Below are 22552 nucleotides of genomic sequence, written 5' to 3' on the forward strand. Positions count from 1 at the left end.
CCCGTGACCCCCCCCCCAAAATACTCCCCACCCGGGGGGTTATTCCTCCCCCCCGGCCCGGGGGGGCGGGGGGGGGGCCGGCCCGGCCCCCGCGGCCCCCGGCCCCCGCGTCAGCCGGCCGCGCCGGGGACGGCGACGGAGGCCGTGGCGCCGGTGCCCTCGTGGTGACGGCCCATCGGGATGACCATCGGCGTCCGGCTGACGGGATCCTCGCCGACCACGCAGCGCAGCCCGAAGACCTCCTCCACCCTCGCGGCGGTCACGACGTCGGCGGGGGCGCCCTCGCCCACGACGCGGCCCGCCTTCATCGCGACGACGTGATCGGCGTACCGGCAGGCCTGGTTGAGGTCGTGCAGCACCATCACGACGGTGCGGCCCTGATGCCGGTTCAGGTCGGTGACGAGATCGAGGACGTCTATCTGGTGCGCGAGGTCCAGATACGTCGTCGGCTCGTCCAGCAGCATCACCGGGGTGCCCTGCGCGACCGCCATGGCGATCCAGGCCCGCTGCCGCTGGCCCCCGGAGAGCGCGTCGACGGGCCGGTGCGCGAGCTCGGTCATCGCCGTGGCCCGCAGCGCGTCGTGCACGGCCTCCTCGTCGGCCGCCGACCACTGCCGCCACCACGTCTGGTGCGGTGAACGCCCGCGCCCCACCAGGTCGATGACGGTCAGCCCCTCCGGCGCGACGGGCGTCTGCGGCAGGATGCCGAGCCGCTGCGCCAGGGCGCGGGTGGGTATCGAGTGCACCGAGCGCCCGTCGAGGTACACGGCACCCGACTTGGGTGTCAGCAGCCGGGCCAGGGCCCGCAGCAGGGTCGACTTGCCGCACGCGTTCGCGCCGACGATCGCCGTGATCCGGCCGGAGGGGATCACGACGTCGAGCCCGTCGACGACGACCCGGTCGTCGTAGGCCAGGCGCAGGCCCTCGGCGCGCAGGTCGGGGCCGTCGGCGGGACCTTCGTACACCTCGTGCTTCGATGACACGTCTTCAGCCTCCTGAACCGGCGCGGTTGGCGCGGACGAGCAGCCACAGCAGTACGGGGGCGCCCAGGACGCCCGTGACGATCCCCACCGGGAGTTCCGTGTCCGGGATCAGCTTCCGGGCGATCAGGTCGGACACGAGCACCATCACGGCGCCGGTCAGCCCCGCGGCCACCGGCGGCGGGACGGCCGTGCCGGCGAGACGCTGGGCGACCTGGGGCGCGGCGAGCGCCACGAACGCGACCGGCCCCGCGGTCGCCGTACCGAAGGCCACGAGTCCGACGGAGACGAGCAGCACGGCCACCCGGACGGTCTGGACGCGAGTGCCCAGGCCCCGCGCCACGTCGTCGCCGAGCTGCAGGGTGCGCATCTGCCGCCCCAGGAGCAGGGCGGCCGGCACCAGTGCGGACATGGTCACGGCCAGCGGGCCGATCTGCTCCCAGGTGCGGCCGTTGAGGTTGCCGACCAGCCAGCCGAGCGCCGACTGCGCCTGGAACCGGCTGCCGTGTGCCATGAGGTAGTCGGTGGCGCTGGTGCAGATCCAGGCGATACCGACGCCGACGAGGACGATCCGGTAGCCGGTGGTGCCGCGGCTCCACGCCAGGACGTACACCAGCAGCGCGGCCGCGAGCGCGCCGAGCAGGCCCAGGGCCTGGGTGCCCGGGCCGCTGTCCCAGCCGAGGACGATGCCGGCGACGACCGCGGCGCCGGCGCCCTGGGTGATGCCCATCATGTCGGGGCTGGCGAGGGGGTTGAGGGTCATGGTCTGCAGGAGGGCGCCCGAGATGCCGAACGCGATGCCGACGAGCAGGCCCGCCAGGGCCCGCGGGAGGCGCAGTTCATGGACGATCAGCTGGGTGCCGGGGTCGCCCGCACCGAACATGGCCTGCATCACGTGGGTGAGCGGGAGGCCGATGTCGCCGATCGCGGTCTCCACGGCGAAGGCGAGGAAGGCGCAGGCGGCGAGGACCAGGCAGACGGCCACCAGCCGGGGCCGCAGCACCCCCGAGACGGGCGGGACGCCGAGCCGGAAGGGGACGCGGCCGGGGGAGCGGGGCAGGGCAGGGCGGTCCGCCGCGTCCTTCCGGCCCACTCCGGGCACGAGTTCGGTCGTCATACGCTCACACCTTCGTGCGTGGGGTCGTCCTGGGCCGGCGGCCGAGGGGGGCGGTCCGTGGAGTGGGCGGGTGCGGGTGCGGGTTCGTGGCGGTCGTGGAGTGGGCGGGTGCGGGTGCGGGTTCGTGGCGGCTCGTGGAGTGGGCTGCGGGGGTGGGAGCCGGTTCGTGGCGGTCCGTGGCTGCCTCCCGGTCCACGCCCCGGCGCGGCAGCCGGCCGGGGACCCGTGACTGCGTGCGGTGGCTGCGCTCGGTCGCCCGGAGCCCGGCGGGCCGGACCGGCAGGGCACGAAGCCCCGCGCGTCGGCGCACAGTGCGGCTCACCACAGGCTCGCGGCCCTCAACCCGCCCTCCTCGCGGATGCGTCATCGCTCACAGCTCCGCGAGACGACGCCGGCGGACCAGGGCGATGAAGAACGGGCCTCCGACGAAGGCGACCAGGACGCCCGCCTGGATCTCCACCGGGCGGGCGATCAGCCGGCCGGCGATGTCCGCCGCGAGCAGCAGGCAAGGCGCGAGCACCGCCGACAGGGGCAGCAGCCAGCGGTGGTCCGGGCCGATGCCGGCGTACTGGGTGAGGACGCGCGCGATGTGCGGCACGACCAGGCCGACGAAGACGACCGGGCCGATCACGGCGACCGCTCCGCCGGTGAGCAGGGTGACGGCCACCACCCCGCAGACGCGGACCGTCCCCAGCTTGAGCCCCAGCGACCTCGCGACGTCGTCGCCGAGGGCGAGGCTGTTCAGCGCGGGCGCGCAGGCGAGGGCGAGGATCGCGCCCGTCACCAGGAACGGCAGGACGCGCAGGAGGACTTCGTCGTTCTGGTCGGCGAGCGAGCCCGCGGACCAGAAGCGGTAGCGGTTCAGGGCGTCCGGGTCGGTGAGGGCGACCGCGCTGGTCAGGGAGAAGAGCAGGGAGGTCACGGCGACGCCGGCCAGGGCCAGTTTGACCGGCGTCGACCCCGAGCGGCCCAGCCCGCCCAGGAGGTAGACCAGCATGCTGGCCACCAGCGCACCGGCGAAGGCGAACCAGATGTAGCCGTAGACCGTGCCGATGCCCAGGACGCCGACGGACAGCACGACGGCGAAGGCCGCGCCCGCGCTCACGCCCAGGATGCCCGGGTCCGCGAGCGGGTTGCGGGTGAGGGCCTGCATCAGTGCCCCCGACAGGCCCAGCGCGGCTCCGGTGGCGAGGCCCAGGGCCGTGCGGGGCAGCCGCACGGACCAGATCACGTTCTCGACACGGGAGTCGGGCGCGTCTCCGAGCAGCGTGTCCCAGACCTGTCCGAAGGGTACGGCCAGCGCGCCGTACGCCATGGACAGGGCGCACAGCGCGAGGAGCGCCACGCCCAAGAGCGCGAGCAGTGCGACTGCGCGGGGGCCCTTGGCCGCCCGGACCACCGAGGTCCCCACGTGAACTTCCTTTGATGAGGCTTGCCTTAGCCAAGCGTAGGGGGAGACGGCCCGGCGTCCCACCCCTTGGTGAACCATGTGCCTGCCCTGTGAATTAGGTAACCCTTACCTTAGTATGTCGCCGACCCCCGGCCCAGGGCCGGGACAGACCCGCTGGGGAGGCACGCTGCTGTGTGCGGTTCCGAAGAAGTGCTGGCGTACTGGCGGCGGACACTCACACCGCTCCCGCTGGAGATATCCCTGCCCACCGACCGGTCCTATCCCGCGGCGCCGGCGGCGGAACGGCAGACCCGCACCCTCGCCGGTGTGCCGGAGGCCGGCGAGGCCGTGCTGCTCGCCGCGTTCGTCGCCCTGCTGCACCGCTACAGCGGTGCGCCGGACCTCACCGTCGGCCACGACGGGCTCCCGGTGCGCGTCTGCGTCGACCACGAGCCCACCTTCCAGGAGCTGGTGCGCCGTGTGACGGAGGCGTGGGACGAGGCGCAGACCCACCGGGTGCCCGCCGAACTCCTCGTCGACGAGCTGCGGCCACGGCCGACGCGGGGCGGCGGCCTGTTCTTCAACACGGTCTTCGCGACCGCGGCCCGGCCGGCCGGGGACCTGCCCGCGCCGGCCGACGTGGTGCTGGAGGTGCGCAACGGCGAGGCACGGGCGACATACGATCCCCGGCTCTTCGACGGCACCACCGTGGAGCGGCTCCTCGGCCACTACCTGGTCGTCCTCACCGCCGCCCTGGCCCGCCCCGGCACCCCCGTCGCCCGGCTCGACCTGATGGGCCAGGACGAGACGCGGCAGGTCGTCGACGACTGGAACGCCACCGGGCACACCGTGCCGCCGCTCACCTGGCCCGCGATGTTCGCCGAGCAGGTGCGGGCACGTCCCGACGCCGTCGCGCTGGTCTTCGAGGACGAGGAACTCACCTACGCCGAGCTGGACGCGCGGGCGAACCGGCTCGCGCACGCCCTGGCCGCGCGGGGCGCCGGCCCCGAAGCCGTCGTCGCGCTGGCGCTGCCGCGCTCCACCGACCTGATCGTCGCCGAGGTCGCCGTCCTCAAGTCCGGCGCCGCCTATCTGCCGATCGACCACGACTACCCGGTGGAGCGCATCGCGTACATGCTCGGCGACGCCGCGCCGGTCTGCATGGTCACCACCGAGGAGACCGCGCGGGAGCTCCCCGAGCGGGACGGCATGACCCTGCTCGCACTCGACGCGCCCGCCGCCGGGGCCGAGCTGGCCGGGCGGCCGGCTCACGACCCCGCCGCGCCCGTCTCCCTCCTGAACGCCGCCTACGTCATCTACACGTCGGGCTCGACCGGCCGGCCCAAGGGCGTCGTCCTCTCCCACGGCGGTGTCGCCAAGCTCGTCGCCACGCAGAGCGAGCGGTTCGGTATCGGGCCGCACAGCCGGGTGCTGCAGTTCGCCTCGCCCAGCTTCGACGTCGCCTTCTGGGACCTGTGCCTCGGCCTGCTCTCCGGCGGCCGGCTGGTCGTCGTACCGGCCGAACGGCGGGTGCCCGGCGCGCCGCTCGCCGAATACGCGAACGCCCACGGCGTCACGTTCATGATCCTGCCGCCCGCGCTGCTCGCCGCCATGCCCGACGACGTCCGGCTGCCGCCCACGGCCACGCTGCTGGCCGGCACCGAGCGGGTGTCGCCGGAGCTCGTGCGCCGCTACGCGCGCGGCCGGATGATGTTCAACGCCTACGGGCCGACGGAGGCCACCACCAACTCCACCCTCGGACTGTGCGATCCGGACATCCCGGCCGGCGCCGTCGTGCCCATAGGCGTGCCCGACCCCGGCACGCGCGCGTACGTCCTCGACCCCTTCCTCCGGCCGGTGCCCGCCGGTGTCACCGGTGAGCTGTACCTCGGGGGAGCGGGCCTCGCGCGCGGCTATCTGGGCCGCCCGGACCTGACCGCCGAGCGGTTCGTCGCCGACCCCTTCGGCGCACCCGGCGAACGCCTGTACCGCACGGGCGACCTGGTCCGCTGGAAGGCCGACGGACGGCTGGAGTTCCTCGGCCGCGCCGACGCCCAGGTCAAGATCCGCGGATTCCGCATCGAGCCCGGCGAGATCGAGTCCGTGCTGCGCGGCCACCCGGCCGTCGACCAGGTCACCGTGGTCGCCCGCGAGGACCGCCCCGGCGACCGGCGCCTCGCCGCCTACGTCGTGCCCGCCCTGGACGGCCCTCGCGGCGAGGACCCCCACGCGCGGGTCCAGGAGTGGAAGGACCTGCACGAACTCCTCTACGCGGCCGCCGGTTCCGAGAGCTTCCGCGAGAACTTCGCGGGCTGGAACAGCATGTACGACGGCAGGCCGATCCCGGTCGGTGAGATGCGCGAGTGGCGGGACGCCACCGTCGAACGGATCCGCGGACTCGGCACCGCCCGCCGGGTGCTGGAGATCGGCGTCGGCAGCGGCCTGATCCTGTCCAGGGTCGCCCCGGACTGCGAGGCGTACTGGGGCACGGACCTCTCCCGGCAGGCGATCGACGCGCTGCGCGCCCAGGTGGCGGCCGACCCGGAACTCGCCGCCAAGGTCGAACTGCGCGCCCGCCCCGCGCACGACACCGCCGGGCTGCCCACCGCGTACTTCGACACCGTCGTCCTGAACTCCGTCGCCCAGTACTTCCCGAGCGCCGAGTACCTCCACGACGTACTGCGCCAGGTCTCGGCGCTGCTCGTGCCCGGCGGAAGCGTCTTCGTCGGCGACGTACGCAATCTGCGCCTGCTGCGCACCCTGCGCTGCGCCGTCGAGACCAGGCGGGCGGCGGGCGAGGAGGAGACGGACAAGAGCGCCCTGCGCGCGGCCGTCGAGCAGTCGGTGCGCTGGGAGGGCGAACTGCTCCTCGACCCGGACTTCTTCGCCACGCTCGACGGGTTCGACGCCGACATCCGCATCAAGCGGGCCGCCCACCACAACGAGCTGAGCCGGTACCGCTACGACGTCGTCCTGCGCCCCGCGGCCACCGTGACCGGCGTCCCGCAGGAGCGGGAGGTCCACTGGCCCGCCGTCGGCGGCATGGCCGGCCTGGCCGGAGTGCTCGCCGAGCGGCCGCGGCGGCTGCGGGTCACCGCGGTGCCCAACGCCCGGCTCGCCGACGACCTGGCCGACCTGCGGCGACTGGACGGCAGCGGCCAGGAGGCGGCACCCGGCGCCGACCCCGAGGACATCGAACGCCTGGCCGCCGAGCACGGCTACGCGGCGGCCCTCACCTGGGACGGCGCCGCCGACGACGGCGCGTTCGACGTGCTCCTCGCCCTCGACGGCCCACTGTGCGGGCCGTACCGCACGGCCGGGGCGTATCCCCTCGCCAACCGCCCCGCCCCCTTCCGCGACGTGACCGCGCTGATGCGCACCCTGCGCGCGCACGCCGCCGAGTGGCTGCCCGACCACATGGTCCCCTCGGCCTTCGTCCCCCTGCACGCCCTGCCGGTCACCCCCAGCGGCAAGATCGACGCCAAGGCGCTGCCCGTCCCGGACCGCTCGGCGACGAGCTCCGGCCGGCCGCCGCGCACCGCCCGGGAGAAGCTGCTGTGCGGGCTGTACGCCGGCGTGCTCGGGCTGGACTCGGTGACGGCCGAGGACGACTTCCTCGCCCTCGGCGGCGACAGCATCACCGCCATCCAGTTGCTGGTCCGGGCGCGTGAGGCGGGGCTCCGGCTCACCACCCGTGACGTGTTCCGGCACCGCACGGTGGAGGCCCTCGCGAAGGCGGCCGTCGCGCGGACGGACCAGGACACCGACGACCATCCGCTGGTGGTGGCCGACGCCGCCGAACTGGCCGGGATCCAGGGGACGCGGCCGCTCGCCGTCGAGGAACTGCTTCCGCTCACCCCGCTCCAGCAGGGCTTCTTCTTCCACGCGCTGAACGGTGGTCCGGACGGCGACGCCTACGTGGTGCAGCAGGTCCTGGACCTGGCCGGGCCGGTCGACGGCCCCACCCTGCGCCGCGCAGCGCAGCGCCTGCTGGACCGGCACGCCCCCCTGCGGGCCGCGTTCCGCCGGCGCGCGGACGGCACCCCGGTCCAGATCATCACCCGGGACGCCGAGCTGCCGTGGCGGGAGGTCGACCTGTCGGCCCAGGACGGCGAGGTCCGCGAATCGCTCGGCGACGCGGTGGCCGAGGACGAGCGGGCCCGCGGGTTCGACCTGGCCGCGCCGCCGCTGCTGCGCTGCGCCCTGGTCCGGCTCGGCGCACACCGCAGCCGGCTCGTCCTGACGTTCCATCACATCGTGGCCGACGGCTGGTCCCTGCCGGTCCTGCACCGCGAGCTGATGGCCTGCTACGGCGACGACACGCCGCCCCTCGCCGACGTCACCCCGTACCGCGCCTTCCTGCGCCGCCTCGCGGCGCAGGACCGTGACGCGGCCCGCGCCGCCTGGCGCACCGCCCTCGCCGGACTCGACGAGCCCACCCGGCTGGTGGCGGCCCCCGGCACGGACGCGCCGGTGCGGCCGGCGCACATCCGCGTGGAACTGCCCGAGGCGACCACCGCGCGCCTCACCGAGCGCGCCCGCGCCCACGGCGTCACCCTCGGCACGGTCGTCCAGGCCGCCTGGGGGCTGCTGCTGGGCAGACTGACGGGCCGGCACGACGTGGTGTTCGGCACCACCGTCTCCGGCCGGGACAGCGAGGTCGACGGCATCGCCGCGATGGTGGGCCTGTTCATCAACACCCTTCCGACGCGCCTGCGCTGGTCCCCGGGCGAGCCGCTCGCGGAGCTGCTCGGCCGTCTCCAGGAGGAACAGGCACGGCTCCTCGACCACCAGCACCTCGGCCTCGCCGAGATCCAGCGGCTGGCCGGGCACGCGGGCGGGGGCGAGATCTTCGACACCCTCGTGGTGTTCGAGAACTACCCCGCCGAGACGGACCTGCGGGACCCCTCGGGCAGCGTCCGGATCACCGGCGACGCCTTCCACGACGCCGTCCACTATCCGCTCGCCCTCGTCGTCAAGCCCGGCCGGCGGCTGGACCTGCGGCTCAAGCACCACACGGAACGGCTCGACGCCGACGCCGCGCGCGCGCTCGGCGACCGGCTGGCCCGCATCCTGGAGGCGATCGCCGTCGACCCGGCGCGCCCCGCCGCCTCCGTCGAACTGCTGTCGCCCGACGAGGCCTTGCGCGCCCACCCGGAGGGCGAGGAACGTCCCGTTTCGGAGACCACCCTGGCCGAGGCGTTCGCGGCACAGGCCGCCCGCACCCCGGACGCCACCGCCGTCGTCCACGAGGACGAACGGCTGACCTACGCGGAACTCGACGCCCGCGCCGCGGCGCTGGCTGCCCGGCTGCGCGGTCGCGGCGCCGCTCCCGGGACGTTCGTCGCGGTCGCGGTCCCGCGGTCGGTGGAGCTGATGGTCGCCCTGGTCGCCGTACTGAAGTCGGGTGCCGCCTATCTGCCGGTGGACCTGGACTACCCGGCGGACCGGGTGGCCCACATGCTCGCCGACTCCGGCGCCACGACGGTGCTGACGCTGTCCGCGTCCGCCGGAAGGCTGCCCCGGCAGGCCCCCCCGGCCCTGCTGCTCGACGCCCCCGAGGCGGACGGGGAGCCGGTCACCGGGCGCGCGGCGGCCCGCCCCGACGACCCCGCCTACCTCATCTACACCTCCGGCTCGACCGGCCTGCCCAAGGGCGTGGTCGTCACCCACCGCGCGATCGTCAACCGGCTCGCCTGGATGCAGGGCACCTACGGGCTGCGCGCCGACGACCGGGTGCTGCAGAAGACACCGTCCAGCTTCGACGTGTCGGTGTGGGAGTTCTTCTGGCCGCTCCTGGAAGGCGCGGCCGTGGTCCTCGCCCGGCCCGACGGTCACCGCGACCCGGCGTATCTCGCGGCGCTCGTGCGCGAGCAGGGCATCACCACGATGCACTTCGTGCCATCCATGCTGGAGGCGTTCCTCCGGTCGGACGACGTCACCGCCGACCCCGCCTGGGCGGCGTCCCTGCGCCGCGTGCTGAGCAGCGGCGAGGCCCTGCCGGTGGCCGCCGCGAGCCGCTGGCGCGAACTGACCGGCGTACCCCTGCACAACCTGTACGGCCCGACCGAGGCCGCCGTCGACGTCACCCACCACCCCTACGACGGCGACCCGGGCACGACCGTGCCCATCGGGCGGCCCGTGTGGAACACCGGTCTGCGGGTGCTGGACTCCTGCCTGCGGCCCGTGCCGGACGGTGTCCCGGGCGAGCTGTACCTGACGGGCGTGCAACTGGCGCGCGGGTACCACGGCCGCCCGGCGCTCACCGCCGAACGGTTCTCCGCCGACCCCTACGGCCCGCCCGGCAGCCGCATGTACCGCACCGGCGACCTGGTGCGGCGCCGCGCGGACGGCGTCGTCGAGTACCTGGGCCGCACCGACCGGCAGGTGAAACTGCGCGGCAACCGCATCGAACCCGGCGAGATCGAGGCCGCGCTGGTGCGCCTGCCCGGGGTGGCGCAGGCCGCCGTGACCGTACGGGACGACGCGCTCGTCGCCTACCTGGTGGCGGGGACCGGCGTGGACGTCAGGGCCGTGCGCGACGCCCTGTCCGGCGCCCTCCCCGCCCCGATGGTGCCCGGTGCCTACGTGGTCCTCGACGCCCTGCCGCTGACCCCCAGCGGCAAGCTGGACCGGGCCGCGCTGCCCGCCCCCCGGGCCGTACGGGCCGCCGACCGCGCCCCGCGCGATCCGGGGGAGGCGCTGCTGACGGAGATCTTCGCCGCCGTGCTCAAGCTCGGGGACGTCGGCGTGGACGACGACTTCTTCCTGCTCGGCGGCGACAGCATCAGCTCCATCGCCGTCTCCAGCCGGGCCCGCCGCGCCGGCCTGGTGCTCGACCCGAGGGACGTCTTCGAGCACCGCACACCGGCGGCGCTCGCGGCGGCGGTGACCGTGCGGGAGCCCGCCGGGACCGCGCAGCCCGCCCCGGCCTTCACCCTCACCGAGGAGGAGCGGGCCCGGGTCGAACGGCTCGCCCCCGGCCGCGTCGAGGACGTGTGGCCGCTCGCCCCGCTCCAGGAGGGCCTGTTCTTCCACTCCACGTTCGACGACAGCTCCCTCGACGTCTACACGGTCCACGAGTCCTTCGACCTCGCCGGGGGGATGGACGCCGAGCGGTTGCGGGCGGCGACCCGCACCCTGCTCGACCGCAACCCGAGCCTGCGCGCCGGGTTCACCAGCGAAGGACTGCGCGAGCCCGTGCAGTTCATCGTGCGCGACGCCGAGGCCCCGCTGACGGAGGTGGACCTGTCCGGACTGCCGCCGGCCGAACAGGACCGGCGAATGGCCGCCCTGATGGACGAGGAGCGCTCCCGGCGCTTCGACCTGACCCGCCCCCTGCTGTTCCGGATGCTGCTGATCCGGCTCGGCCGGGCGCGCGGGGACCGGCTCGTCGTCGGCCGCCATCTGATCCTGTGGGACGGCTGGTCCGCCTGGCTCCTCCTCGACCAGCTGTTCGCGCTGTACGACAGCGGCGGCGACCCCGCGGGCCTGGCCCGCCCCGGCTCCTACCGCGACTACCTGACCTGGCTGGAGCGGCAGGACGACACCGACGCGACGCGTGCCTGGCGCACCGCCCTGGCCGGTTTCGACGAGCCGACGCTGCTGGTGCCGGCCGTCGACGACCGGGGCCTGGAGCCGGTGATCCCGCAACACCTGGACGCCGTCCTTGCACCGGAGGCGGCCGGGCGGCTGCGCGACACCGCCCGCCGGCACGGCCTCACCCCCAACACCGTGCTCAACGCCGCCTGGGGCCTGGTCCTCGCCGGCGCGACGGGCCGCGGTGACGTCGTCTTCGGCACGACGGTCGCCGGCCGGCCGAGCCAGGTGCCGGACGTCGAGAACGTCATCGGCATGTTCCTCAACACCGTCCCCGCGCGCATCGCCCTCGACCCGCGCGAGCCGGTGCTCGCCCTGCTGCGCCGGATCCAGGCGGAGCGGCTGGAGCTGATGCCGCACGAGTACCTCGGCCTGGGCGTCCTCCAGGCCGAGACGGGCCACCGGCGCCTGTTCGACACGCTGTTCGTGCTGCGCAACGCCGACACCGACGTGCGGCTCGCCGAACTGCGCGACCGGCACGGGGCGAGCGCAGTCGCCAACGTGGACGCCACCCACTACCCGGCCAACCTGGTCGTCACCCCCGGTGAGCGGGTCCGTGTCACCCTCGCCTACCGTCCGGACCTCCTCGACGACGCGTACGCGCGAAGCCTGCTGGACCGGTTCGTGCTCCTGGTCGAGCGGCTGGTGGCCGACCCGGCCGCCCCCGTCGGCTCGCTGGACGCGTTGCTGCCCGCCGAGGCCGCCGGGCTGGCCCGCGAGGAGGCCGCGAGCCGGCAGCCGGTGCCGCACGAGACGGTCGCGGACATGCTGGCCGCCCAGGCCGCCCGCACGCCGGACGCGACGGCCCTCGTCTTCGGTGCCCAGAGCGTCACCTACGCCGAACTCGACGCCCGCTGCAACCGGATGGCCCGGCTGCTCCTCGCGCGCGGCGCCGGACCCGAGAAGGTCGTCGCGCTGGGCCTGCCGCGTTCCATCGACATGGTGGTGGCGCTGTTCGCGGTGCTGCGCACCGGGGCCGCGTACCTGCCGCTGGAGCTGGACCACCCGGCGGAGCGGCTGTCGCTGACGCTCGCCGACGCACGCCCGCTGCTCATGCTGTCGACGGGGGCCGTGTCCCGGACACTGACGGGCGACACCCCACGCGTCCTGCTCGACGACCCGGAGGTGGCGGCCGAGCTCACGGGGCTGCCCGCCGACGCCGTGGACGTCACCTTCAGCCTCGACCACCCCGCGTACGTCATCTACACCTCCGGTTCCACCGGCCGCCCCAAGGGCGTGGTCACGCCGTACGCCGGCCTGACGAACATGCAGCTCAACCACCAGAAGGAGATCTTCGCCCCGGCGATCGCCTCGGCGGGTGGGCGGCGGCTGCGCATCGCGCACACCGTCTCGTTCGCGTTCGACATGTCCTGGGAGGAGCTGCTGTGGCTGGTCGAGGGCCACGAGCTGCACGTCTGCGACGAGGAACTGCGCCGTGACGCCACCGCGCTGGTGGCGTACTGCGAGGAGCACCGCGTCGACGTGGTCAACGTGACGCCCACCTACGCCCATCTGCTCATCGAGGAGGGACTGCTGGAGGGGCACCGGCCGCCGCTGGTGCTGCTCGGCGGCGAGGCGGTCACCGAGACGGTGTGGAACACCCTGCGGGACACCGAGGGGACGTACGGCTACAACCTGTACGGGCCCACCGAGTACACGATCAACACCCTCGGCGGCGGCACCCACGACAGTGCCACCCCCACCGTGGGCCGCCCGATCCGCGCCACCCGCGCCCGCCTCCTCGACCCCTGGCTGCGCCCCGTCCCGGACGGTGTGGCGGGCGAGCTGTACATCGCGGGCGTGGGCCTGGCCCGCGGCTACCTCGACCGGCCTGGCCTGACGGCCGAGCGGTTCGTGGCCGACCCGTACGGGCGGCCGGGCGAGCGCATGTACCGCACCGGTGACCTGGTGCGGCGCCGTCCGGACGGCAACCTCGACTTCCTCGGCCGTACCGACGACCAGGTCAAGATCCGCGGTCACCGGGTGGAGCTGGGCGAGATCGAGACGGTGCTCGCCCAGCACCCCGAGGTGTCCCAGGCCGCCGTCGTCGCCCGCGACGACACGACCGCCCCGGGCACCAAGCGGCTGGTGGGCTACGTCGTCCCGGCGGAGCCCGGCGCCGAGGCGCTCCGGGCGGCCGAGCGCGACCAGATCGGCGAATGGCGGGAGATCTACTCCGCCGAGTACACCGAGATCGGCACGGCCGTCTTCACCGAGGACTTCGCGGGCTGGGACAGCTCCTACGACGGAGCGCCCCTCCCCGTGGAACACATGCGCGAGTGGCGCGAGGCCACCGTGGAGCGCATCCGCGAGCTGCGGCCGCGGCGGATCCTGGAGATCGGCGTCGGCTCCGGCCTGCTGCTGTCGCGGCTCGCCCCGGACGCCGAGTCCTACTGGGCGACGGACTTCGCGGCGCCCGTGATCCGCAAGATCGGCGAGGACCTGAAGGCCGACCCGGGGCTGGCGCGGAAGGTCGAACTGCGCTGCCAGGCCGCCGAGGTGACCGACGGCCTGCCGACCGGGTTCTTCGACACCGTCGTCATCAACTCCGTCGTGCAGTACTTCCCCAGCCTGGACCACCTGCACAAGGTGATCCGCGCCGCCATGGCCCTGCTCGCGCCGGGCGGCGCCCTGTTCCTCGGTGACGTGCGCGACCTGCGGCAGGCCCGGGTGTTCCAGACGGGTGTCCAGCTCGCCCGCGCGGGCGCGGACACCGACCCGGTGGCGCTGCGCCGGGCCGTGGACCGCGGCCTCGCCCTGGAGAAGGAACTCCTCGTCGACCCGGACTGGTTCAGCACCCTCGGCGTAGGCGTCGAGCTGCGCACCAAGGCGGGACGGCACCACAACGAACTCACCCGGTACCGCTACGACGTGGTGCTGTACGAGGGCGAGGGCGCTCTGCGGGTCGAGGACGCCCCCGTGCTGGACTGGGCCGGGACGGGTGACCTCGGCGCCCGCCTGGGCGGCGCGGACCTGCTCCGGGTCCGCCGCATACCCGACGCCCGTACGGCGGACGACCTCGCGGCGACGCGGGCGATGGACGCCGCACGGCCCGTCCCCGTTCCGGCGGGCGAGGAGCCCGAGCGGCTGCGGTCGCTGGGGGAGTCCCGCGGCTACCGGGTTCTGACCACCTGGTCGGAGGAACCCGGCCACTTCGACGCCGTGTTCGTGCGCGGCCCGGAGCCCCGGCGCACCTCGGGCCTGCACCGCCCACGCCCCGACCGGGGCACCGCCCCCTACGCCAACACCCCCACCGCCACCCGCGGCAACGGCGCGCTCGTCCGCAGGCTGCGCGAGGACCTGGGACAGCGCCTGCCGGGCTACATGGTCCCGGCCGCCCTCGTGGTCCTGCCGCGGCTGCCGATGAACGACAACGGCAAGCTCGACGTGCGGGCACTGCCGGATCCCGAGCCCGCGGTGGCCCTGTCGGAGGGCCGCGGACCGCGCACGCCGGCCGAGGAGGTGCTGTGCCGGCTCTTCGCCGAGGTGCTGGGACTGCCGCGCACCGGCGCGGAGGACAACTTCTTCGACCTGGGCGGCCATTCGCTGCTCGCCACCCGGCTGATCAGCCGGGCCCGCACCGAACTGGGCGCGGAACTCGCGATCCGGGATTTGTTCGAGGCACCGACGCCCGAGGCGCTGGCGCTGCGCGCGGAGGCGGGGCGCCCCGTCCGGCCGGTGCTGGAGCCGGTGCCCGCGGCCGAGCGTCCCGCACGGGTACCGCTGTCGGCGGCCCAGCGGCGGCTGTGGCTGGTGGAACGGATCACCGGCGGCGGAGTCGCGTACAACTTCCCGCTGGTCGTCCGGCTGCGCGGAGCACTGGACCTCGACGCCCTGCGGGCCGCGCTGCGCGATGTGACCGACCGTCATGAAGCGCTGCGCACGCGGTTCGTGACCGAGGACGGCGAGCCGTACCAGTGGATCGCGCCGCCCGGAGCGGTCGAGCCCGGCGTCCGGGTGACCGACTGCGCCGAGGAGGAACTCGCCGCCCGGATCGAGGCGGCCCAGCGCCGCCCCTTCGACCTGAGCACCGAACTTCCTCTCCGGGCCGACGTCCTGCGGCTGGGAGCCGAGGACCACGTGCTGGCCCTGGTGCTGCACCACATCACCACCGACGAGTGGTCGGACCGGCCGTTCCTGGCCGACCTCAACCGCGCCTACGCCGCCCGCGCCGCCGGCCGGCAGCCGGACGAGGCACCCCTGCCGGTGCAGTACGCCGACTACACGCTGTGGCAGGAACGCCTGCTCGCCGACGCCGGCGACGCACAACTCGCCTACTGGACACGGGCCCTGCGCGACCTGCCGGAGGAGATCCCGCTGCCGCTGGACCGCCCCGGCGCGGCCCGCGCCACCGGCCGGGGCGCCACCGTCCGCCTGGGCCTGCCGGACGCGACGGCCGCCGCGCTGCGGGAGCTGGCGGCCGCCCATCAGGTCAGCATGTTCATGCTGTTCCAGGCGGCGACGGCGGCGCTGCTGCACCGGCTCGGAGCGGGCGACGACATCCCGCTGGGCGCACCGATCGCGGGGCGCACCGACAGCGCGGTCGACGACCTGGTCGGCTTCTTCGTCAACACGCTCGTCCTGCGCACGGACCTGTCCGGCGACCCCACCTTCGCCGAACTCCTCGGCCGCGTACGGGAAGCCGCGCTCGCCGCCTTCGAGCACCAGGACGTGCCGTTCGACCGGGTGGTCGAGGCCGTCAACCCCGCCCGCGTCGCCGACCGCAACCCGCTGTTCCAGGTGATGCTCGGCTACCATCACCGGCCCGGCGGTGACCCCGCCCTGTTCGGGCTGCCGACCGAGTGGTTCGAGATGGACACCGGTACGGCCAAGTTCGACCTGGACTTCACGTTCGTGGACCACGGCGCCGGACGCGACATGGTGCTGCTGCTGGAGTACGCGACCGACCTGACCGACGCGGAAACCGCCACCCGGCTCGCCGAGCGGCTGGTGAGCCTGCTGGAGCAGGTCGCCCGGGACGCCGCACGCCCGGTGGGCTCGCTGACCGTCCTGACGGCCGACGAGGAGTCGGCCGCCACGACCTTGTGGAACGACACGGCCAGGCCGCCGGAGACCAGGTCCGTGCCGGAGATCCTCGACGACGTCGTCCGTGCCCGGCCCGGCGCCCCGGCGCTCGTGGCCGGGGGCGAACGGCTGAGCTTCCGGGAGCTGGCGGAGCGGGCGGACGCGGTGGCCCGGCTGCTGCTGCGCCGCGGAGCGGGGCCCGAGACGGTCATCGGGCTTGCCCTGCCCCGGCACCTGATGGTCCCCGCCCTGCTCGGCGTACTGCGCTCGGGAGCCGCCTATCTGCCGCTCGACCCCGAACACCCGGCCGACCGGCTGGAGTTCATGCTCCGGGACACGGCGCCCCTGTGCGTCCTGACGACATCCGCCCTGGCGCCGCGACTGCCGGACGGCTGCGAGCGGGTGCTCCTCGACGAGGCGGACCACCGCGGCGACGGCGAGACCCCGGCCCCCGTGACACCCGCCCCGTCGAATGCCGCGTACGTCATCTTCACCTCCGGCTCCACCGGCCGGCCCAAGGGCGTCGTCGGCACCCACCGCGGCCTGAGCAACCTCTTCGCCGCACACCGCGAGGACCTCGTCGTCCCCGCCCAGCGAGCGGCGGGCCGCACATGCCTGCGGGCCGCGCACGCCGCGTCGTTCAGCTTCGACGGCAGCTGGGAACCGCTGATCTGGCTGCTCGCCGGGCATGAGCTGCACGTCACCGACGAGGCCACCATGGCCGACCCGGCGGCCCTGCTGGCGCACCTGGGCCGGGAGGGGATCGACTTCCTCGACGTCACACCGACCTATCTGCGCGAACTGATCCACCACGGTTTCCTGGAGCCCGGCGGCCACCTCCCCGGTGTGATCGCCGTGGGCGGCGAGGCGACCCCCGCGGCGCTGTGGGAACGGCTGTGCGCGCTGCCCGACGTCCAGGTCCACGACCTGTACGGACCCACCGAGTGCGCGGTCGACGCCTACGGCCGGCACCGCGACGCCTCCGGCCGCTGGGCCGCCCCCCTCGACAACATCCGCGCCCACGTCCTGGACGCCACGCTGCGGCCCGTCCCCGTGGGCGTCACGGGCGAGCTGTACCTCGCGGGCGAAGGGCTGGCCCGTGGCTATCTGAACCGGCCCGGCATGACCGCCGAGCGGTTCACCGCCGATCCCTTCGGGACGCCGGGCAGCCGCATGTACCGCACCGGCGACCTCGCCCGGCGCCGCCGGGACGGCACGCTGGAGTTCCTGGGGCGCGCCGACAGCCAGGTCAAGCTGCGCGGCTTCCGCATCGAACCCGGCGAGATCGAGACACTGCTGGCCGGGCACCCCGACGTGGCGACCGCCGCCGTCGTCGTGCGCGAGGACACTCCGGGCGTACGCCGGCTGGTGGCCTACGTCCTGCCTGCCGGGGACCGCGAGCCCGACCCCGCCCAGCTGCGCGGCCACGCCGCCGCCGCGCTGCCCGCGCACATGGTCCCGGCTGCCTTCGTCACCGTCGCCGCGCTGCCGCGCACGGTCTCCGGCAAGCTCGACGAGAAGGCGCTGCCTGCGCCGGAACTCGCCCCGCTCAGCTCGGGACGCAGGCCTCGCACCCCCCGCGAGGACCTGCTGTGCGAGGCGTTCGCCGCCGTGCTCGACGTCCCCGAGGTCGGCGTCGACGACGACTTCTTCGCGCTGGGCGGCCACTCGCTGCTCGCCATGCGGCTGACCGCCCGGATCCGCGCCGCGCTCGGCGCCGAGGTGTCCCTGCGTACCGTGTTCGACGCGCCCACCGTGGCCCGGCTCGCGCGGCGGCTCACGCACGACCGGCACTCCGCCCGCCCCGCGCTCACCGCCCGGCCGCGTCCCGAACGCCTGCCGCTCTCCTCCGCCCAGCAGCGCCTGTGGGTGCTGTACCAGGTGGAGGGCCCCTCCGCGACGTACAACATCCCCACGGCCTGGCGGCTGACCGGAGACCTGGACGTCGAGGCGCTGCGCGCCGCGGTGCACGACCTGGTGGTACGGCACGAGACACTGCGCACGGTCTTCCCCGACGAGGAGGGCCGGGCCTTCCAGCGGGTGCTGGACGCCGCCGACGTCCGCATCCCCTTCGAGGTGCAGGACACGGATGCCGGCCGGCTGCCCGGGCTGCTGGAGCGCGCCGGGGCGTACGGCTTCCGGCTGGACCGCGAACCGCCCGTGCGTGTCCAGGTGTTCCGCACGGGCGAAGGGCAGTGGACGCTGCTGCTCCTGCTGCACCACATCGCCGGTGACGAATGGTCGGAAGTCCCGCTCCACCGCGACCTGGCGCTCGCCTACGCGGCCCGCACGGCGGGGCGTGCCCCCGGCTGGGAGCCGCTGCCGGTCCAGTACGCCGACTACACGCTGTGGCAGCGCGCCGTACTCGGGGACGAGAAGGACCCGCTGAGCCTCGCCGCGCGTCAGATCGCCCACTGGCGTCAGGCGCTGGCCGGGCTGCCCGAGGAACTGGCGCTGCCCGTCGACCGGCCCCGCCCGCTGGAGGCGAGCCACCGGGGCGGCTCCGCCGACCTCTCGCTCGACGCCGAACTGGCGGCGGGGCTGCACCGGCTGGCGCGCGACCACGGCGTCAGCGTCTTCATGGTGCTCCAGGCCGCCGTGGCCACTCTGCTCACCAGGCTCGGCGCGGGCCACGACATCCCGATCGGCAGCCCCATCTCAGGACGTACCGACGCGGCTCTGGAGGACCTGGTCGGCTTCTTCCTCAACACGCTGGTGCTGCGCACCGACACCTCCGGGGACCCTTCCTTCCGGGAACTGCTCGCCCGGGTGCGGGAGGCCGACCTCGTCGCCTTCGACCACCAGGACGTGCCGTTCGAACGACTGGTGGAGGTGCTCAACCCCACCCGGTCGCTGGCCCGGCATCCGCTGTTCCAGGTGATGGTGGTGTACCTGGCGTCCGGCGACGACGGCGGCGGGCTGCCCGGACTGCGGGCGTACCGGGACGACGTGGCGCAGACGACCGCGAAGTTCGACCTGTCGTTCGACTTCGTGGAGCGGGCGGACCGCCGCGGCGTCGACGGCGTGCTGGAGTACAGCGCCGAACTGTTCGACCACCCGACCGCACAGTCCTTCGCGGACCGCCTGCGGCGCATCCTGCGGGCCGTCACCGCGGACCCGGACGTGCCGCTCGGGCGCATCGGCATCCTCGACGCCGAGGAGGAGGCCCGGCTGCGCGGCGGCTGGCACAGCCGTCCGCTCGCCGCGGCGCCGGCCACCGTGCCCGCCCTCTTCGCGGAAGCGGTGCGCCGCTTCCCGGACCTGCCCGCCGCCGCCTCCGACGGCCTCGAGCTCAGCTTCACCGAGCTCGACCGGGAAGCCAACCGGCTCGCCCGCCTCCTGGTGCGGCACGGCGCGGGCCCCGAACGGTACGTCGCCCTCGCGCTGCCGCGCACCGCGCGCTTCCTGGTGGCCGTGCTCGCGGTGCACAAGGCGGGAGCGGCCTATCTGCCGCTCGACCCCGACGCACCCGGGGACCGCACGGCCGGCGTACTCGCCGACGCCCGCCCCGTGCTGACGCTCACCACCCGGGCACTCGCCGCCACCCTGCCGCCCGGTACCGGCCCCCTCGTCCTGGACGAGCCCGGCACCGCCGAACGGATCGCGGGACAGGACGCGGCCGACCTCACGGACGCCGACCGCACCGCCCCGCTGACGCCCCGGCACCCGGCGTACGTCATCTACACCTCCGGCTCCACCGGCCGGCCCAAGGGAGTCGTGGTCACCCACGAGACGCTCGGCCATCTCTTCCACAGCCACCGCGAGACGCTGTACCGGCCGGCCGCCCGGGCCACCGGGCGGCGGCATCTGCGGGCGGGCCACGCCTGGTCCTTCTTCTTCGACGCCTCCTGGCAGCCTCAGCTGTGGCTGCTCGACGGGCACTGCGTGCACGTGGTGTCCGAGGAGGTGCGGCGCGATCCCGAACTGCTCGCGGCCGCCGTCGCCGAGCACCGTTTCGACTTCCTGGAGGTCACCCCGTCGTTCTTCGCGCAGATGGCCGACAGCGGTCTGCTGAACGGCGACGACTGTCCCCTCGCCGTGGTCGGCGTGGGCGGCGAGGCCGTACCTGCGGCGCAGTGGCAACGGCTCGCCTCACTGCGCGCCACCGAGGCGTTCAACCTGTACGGGCCGACGGAGTCCACCGTGGACGCCCTGGTGGCCCGCGTCCGCGACAGCGAACGCCCCCTCGTGGGACGGCCGGTGGCCGGCACCCGCGCCCATGTCCTGGACGGCCTGCTCCAGCCGGTGCCGCCCGGGGTCACGGGTGAGCTGTACCTGGCGGGCGGCGGTCTCGCCCGGGGCTACCTGGGCGCGCCCGGGCTCACCGCCGAACGGTTCGTGGCCGACCCGTTCGGTGAACCGGGCGCACGGCTGTACCGCACCGGCGACCTCGCCCGCTGGACCGCCGACGGGCGCCTCGACTACCTCGGACGCGCCGACGACCAGGTCAAGATCCGCGGCTTCCGCATCGAGCCCGCCGAGATCGAGTCCACGCTCACCGGCCATCCCGCCGTCAGTCAGGCCGTGGTGACGGTGCGTCAGGAGGGTCCGCGCAAGCTCCTCGTGGCCCATGTGATCCCGGTCCCTGGCACCGAACCGGACCCGGGGGCGCTGCGCGGCCATGTCGCCGCACGGCTTCCCGACCACATGGTCCCGGCGGCGGTGGTCACCCTGGAGCGGTTCCCGCAGCTGGCGAACGGCAAGCTCGACCGCGCCGCCCTGCCCGCGCCGGACTTCTCCGCGCTCTCCTCCCGCCGCGCGCCCGCCACTGCCGTGCAGGAGCTGCTCTGCACGGTCGTCGGCGAGGTGCTGGGGCTGGAACAGGTCGGCGTGGACGACGACTTCTTCGCCCTGGGCGGTGACAGCATCGTCGCGATGCAGTTCGTCGGCCGGGCCCGCGCGGCCGGCATCCGCATCACGCCCCGGCTGGTGTTCCGCCATCGCACGGTCGCCGCGCTGAGCACCGTCGCCGAGGCCGCCGGCGCGTCCGGTTCCCGTCCGGCGGACGACGGAACCGGCACCGTGCCGCTCACCCCGGTGATGCACTGGCTGCGCGAACTGGGCGGGCCGTTCGCCTCGTACCACCAGGCGGCGCTGGTGCGCACCCCCGCGGAGCTGGAGCTGCCCGGCCTGACCGCCGTGCTCCAGGCGCTGGCCGACCGGCACGACCTGCTGCGGGCGACCCTGGTGCGGCCCACGCCGCACGCCACGGAGGACTGGTCGCTGCACGTCCCGCCCCCCGGCGCGGTCGACGCCGCCGGATGGATCGACCGCGTGGACGTGGCGGGCCTGGACGCCGAGGCACTCGCCGCAAGCGTACGGGACCGGGCGCACGCGGCGCGGGCGCTGCTCGACCCGGACGCGGGCGTGATGGTCAGGGCCGTGTGGTTCGACGCCGGCGACGCGCCCGGACGGCTGCTTCTGATGGCCCACCACCTGGTGGTGGACGGCGTCTCCTGGCGCGTGCTCCTGCCGGACCTGGCGACGGCCTGGCGGCACGTCGCCGCCGGGCGGCCCGCGCGGCTCGCCCCGGTCGAGACGTCGTTCGCGCGCTGGGCGCGGCTGCTGACCGCACTCGCCCAGGACCCGGCCAGGGAGGCGGAACTGCCCGTGTGGACGGCCGTCCTGGACGGTGGTGCACCGCCCTTCCCGCTCGCCCGCGAACTGGACCCGGACCGCGACACGACCGCCACCCAGCGGGAGGTCGTCCTGCGGATGCCCGCCCAGCACACCGGGCCACTGCTGTCCACGGTGCCCGCGGCCTTCGGGGCCGGCGTCGACGACGTCCTGCTGGCCGGGCTCGCGCTGGCCTTCGCCGACCTGCGGCGGCGGCACGGCGATTGCGGCACCTCCGTCCTGGTCGACCTGGAAGGGCACGGCCGCACCGAGGAGCTGGGCGGCGACGACGTCGACCTCTCCCGTACGGTCGGCTGGTTCACCAGCGTCTTCCCGGTCCGGCTCGATCCCGGCCCGGCCGACCCCGCCGAGGCCTTCGCGGGCGGCCCCGCGGCCGGGGAAGCCGTGCGCCGGGTCCGTGAGCACCTGGCCTCGCTGCCCTCCGGTGGCGTCGGGTACGGAATGCTGCGCCACCTCAACCCGCGGACCCGCGAGGTGCTCGCGGGCCGCGAGGCGGCGCGGATCGAGTTCAACTACCTCGGCCGGTTCGGCATCCCCGAGGAGACGGACTGGTCGTACGCGCCCGAGGAGGAAGCGGCCGACATCGGCCCCGAAGGCGCGATGCGCGAAGGCCACGCGCTGAGCATCAACGTCGTCACCGAGGACCGGGCGGACGGGCCGGTGCTGGCCGCCCACTGGTCCTACCTGGATGGACTGCTGGCGCGCGAGACGGTCCAGGACCTGGCCGAGACCTGGTTCAGGGCGCTGGAGGGGCTGGTCGCGTGGGCAGAGCGCACCGCACGGCCGTGAACCATGAGGAGAGGA

4 protein-coding genes are annotated in these 22552 nt (G+C 74.7%); 1 reads left to right on the forward strand and 3 read right to left on the reverse strand.

Going from position 1 to position 22552, the window contains the following annotated elements; translation table 11 throughout:
• Positions 1-110: 110 nt before the first annotated feature.
• From ACGF8A_RS25795 to ACGF8A_RS25805, 3 genes are all read right to left on the reverse strand, one after another.
• Positions 111-983 carry an ABC transporter ATP-binding protein gene (locus tag ACGF8A_RS25795; RefSeq protein WP_393112071.1) on the reverse strand — a complete coding sequence of 291 codons (873 nt, stop codon included), beginning with the start codon at positions 981-983 and terminating at the stop codon, positions 111-113.
• Positions 984-987: 4 nt separating this feature from the next.
• On the reverse strand, positions 988-2097 hold the full coding sequence (locus ACGF8A_RS25800; RefSeq protein ID WP_393112073.1) for a FecCD family ABC transporter permease: 1110 nt from the start codon (positions 2095-2097) through the stop codon (positions 988-990).
• 370 nt (positions 2098-2467) lie between these two features.
• Positions 2468-3508: a FecCD family ABC transporter permease gene (locus tag ACGF8A_RS25805; protein WP_393112075.1), complete on the reverse strand. Its 1041-nt coding sequence runs from the start codon at positions 3506-3508 to the stop codon at positions 2468-2470.
• Positions 3509-3679: 171 nt separating this feature from the next.
• Here ACGF8A_RS25805 and ACGF8A_RS25810 point away from each other — a divergent pair, with 171 nt between their 5' ends.
• Positions 3680-22537: an amino acid adenylation domain-containing protein gene (locus ACGF8A_RS25810; protein ID WP_393112077.1), complete on the forward strand. Its 18858-nt coding sequence runs from the start codon at positions 3680-3682 to the stop codon at positions 22535-22537.
• The last annotated feature ends 15 nt before the right edge of the window (positions 22538-22552 follow it).

Origin of the sequence: Streptomyces sp. NPDC047706, from assembly GCF_043204795.1 — a bacterium.
Classification (GTDB): Bacteria; Actinomycetota; Actinomycetes; order Streptomycetales; family Streptomycetaceae; genus Streptomyces.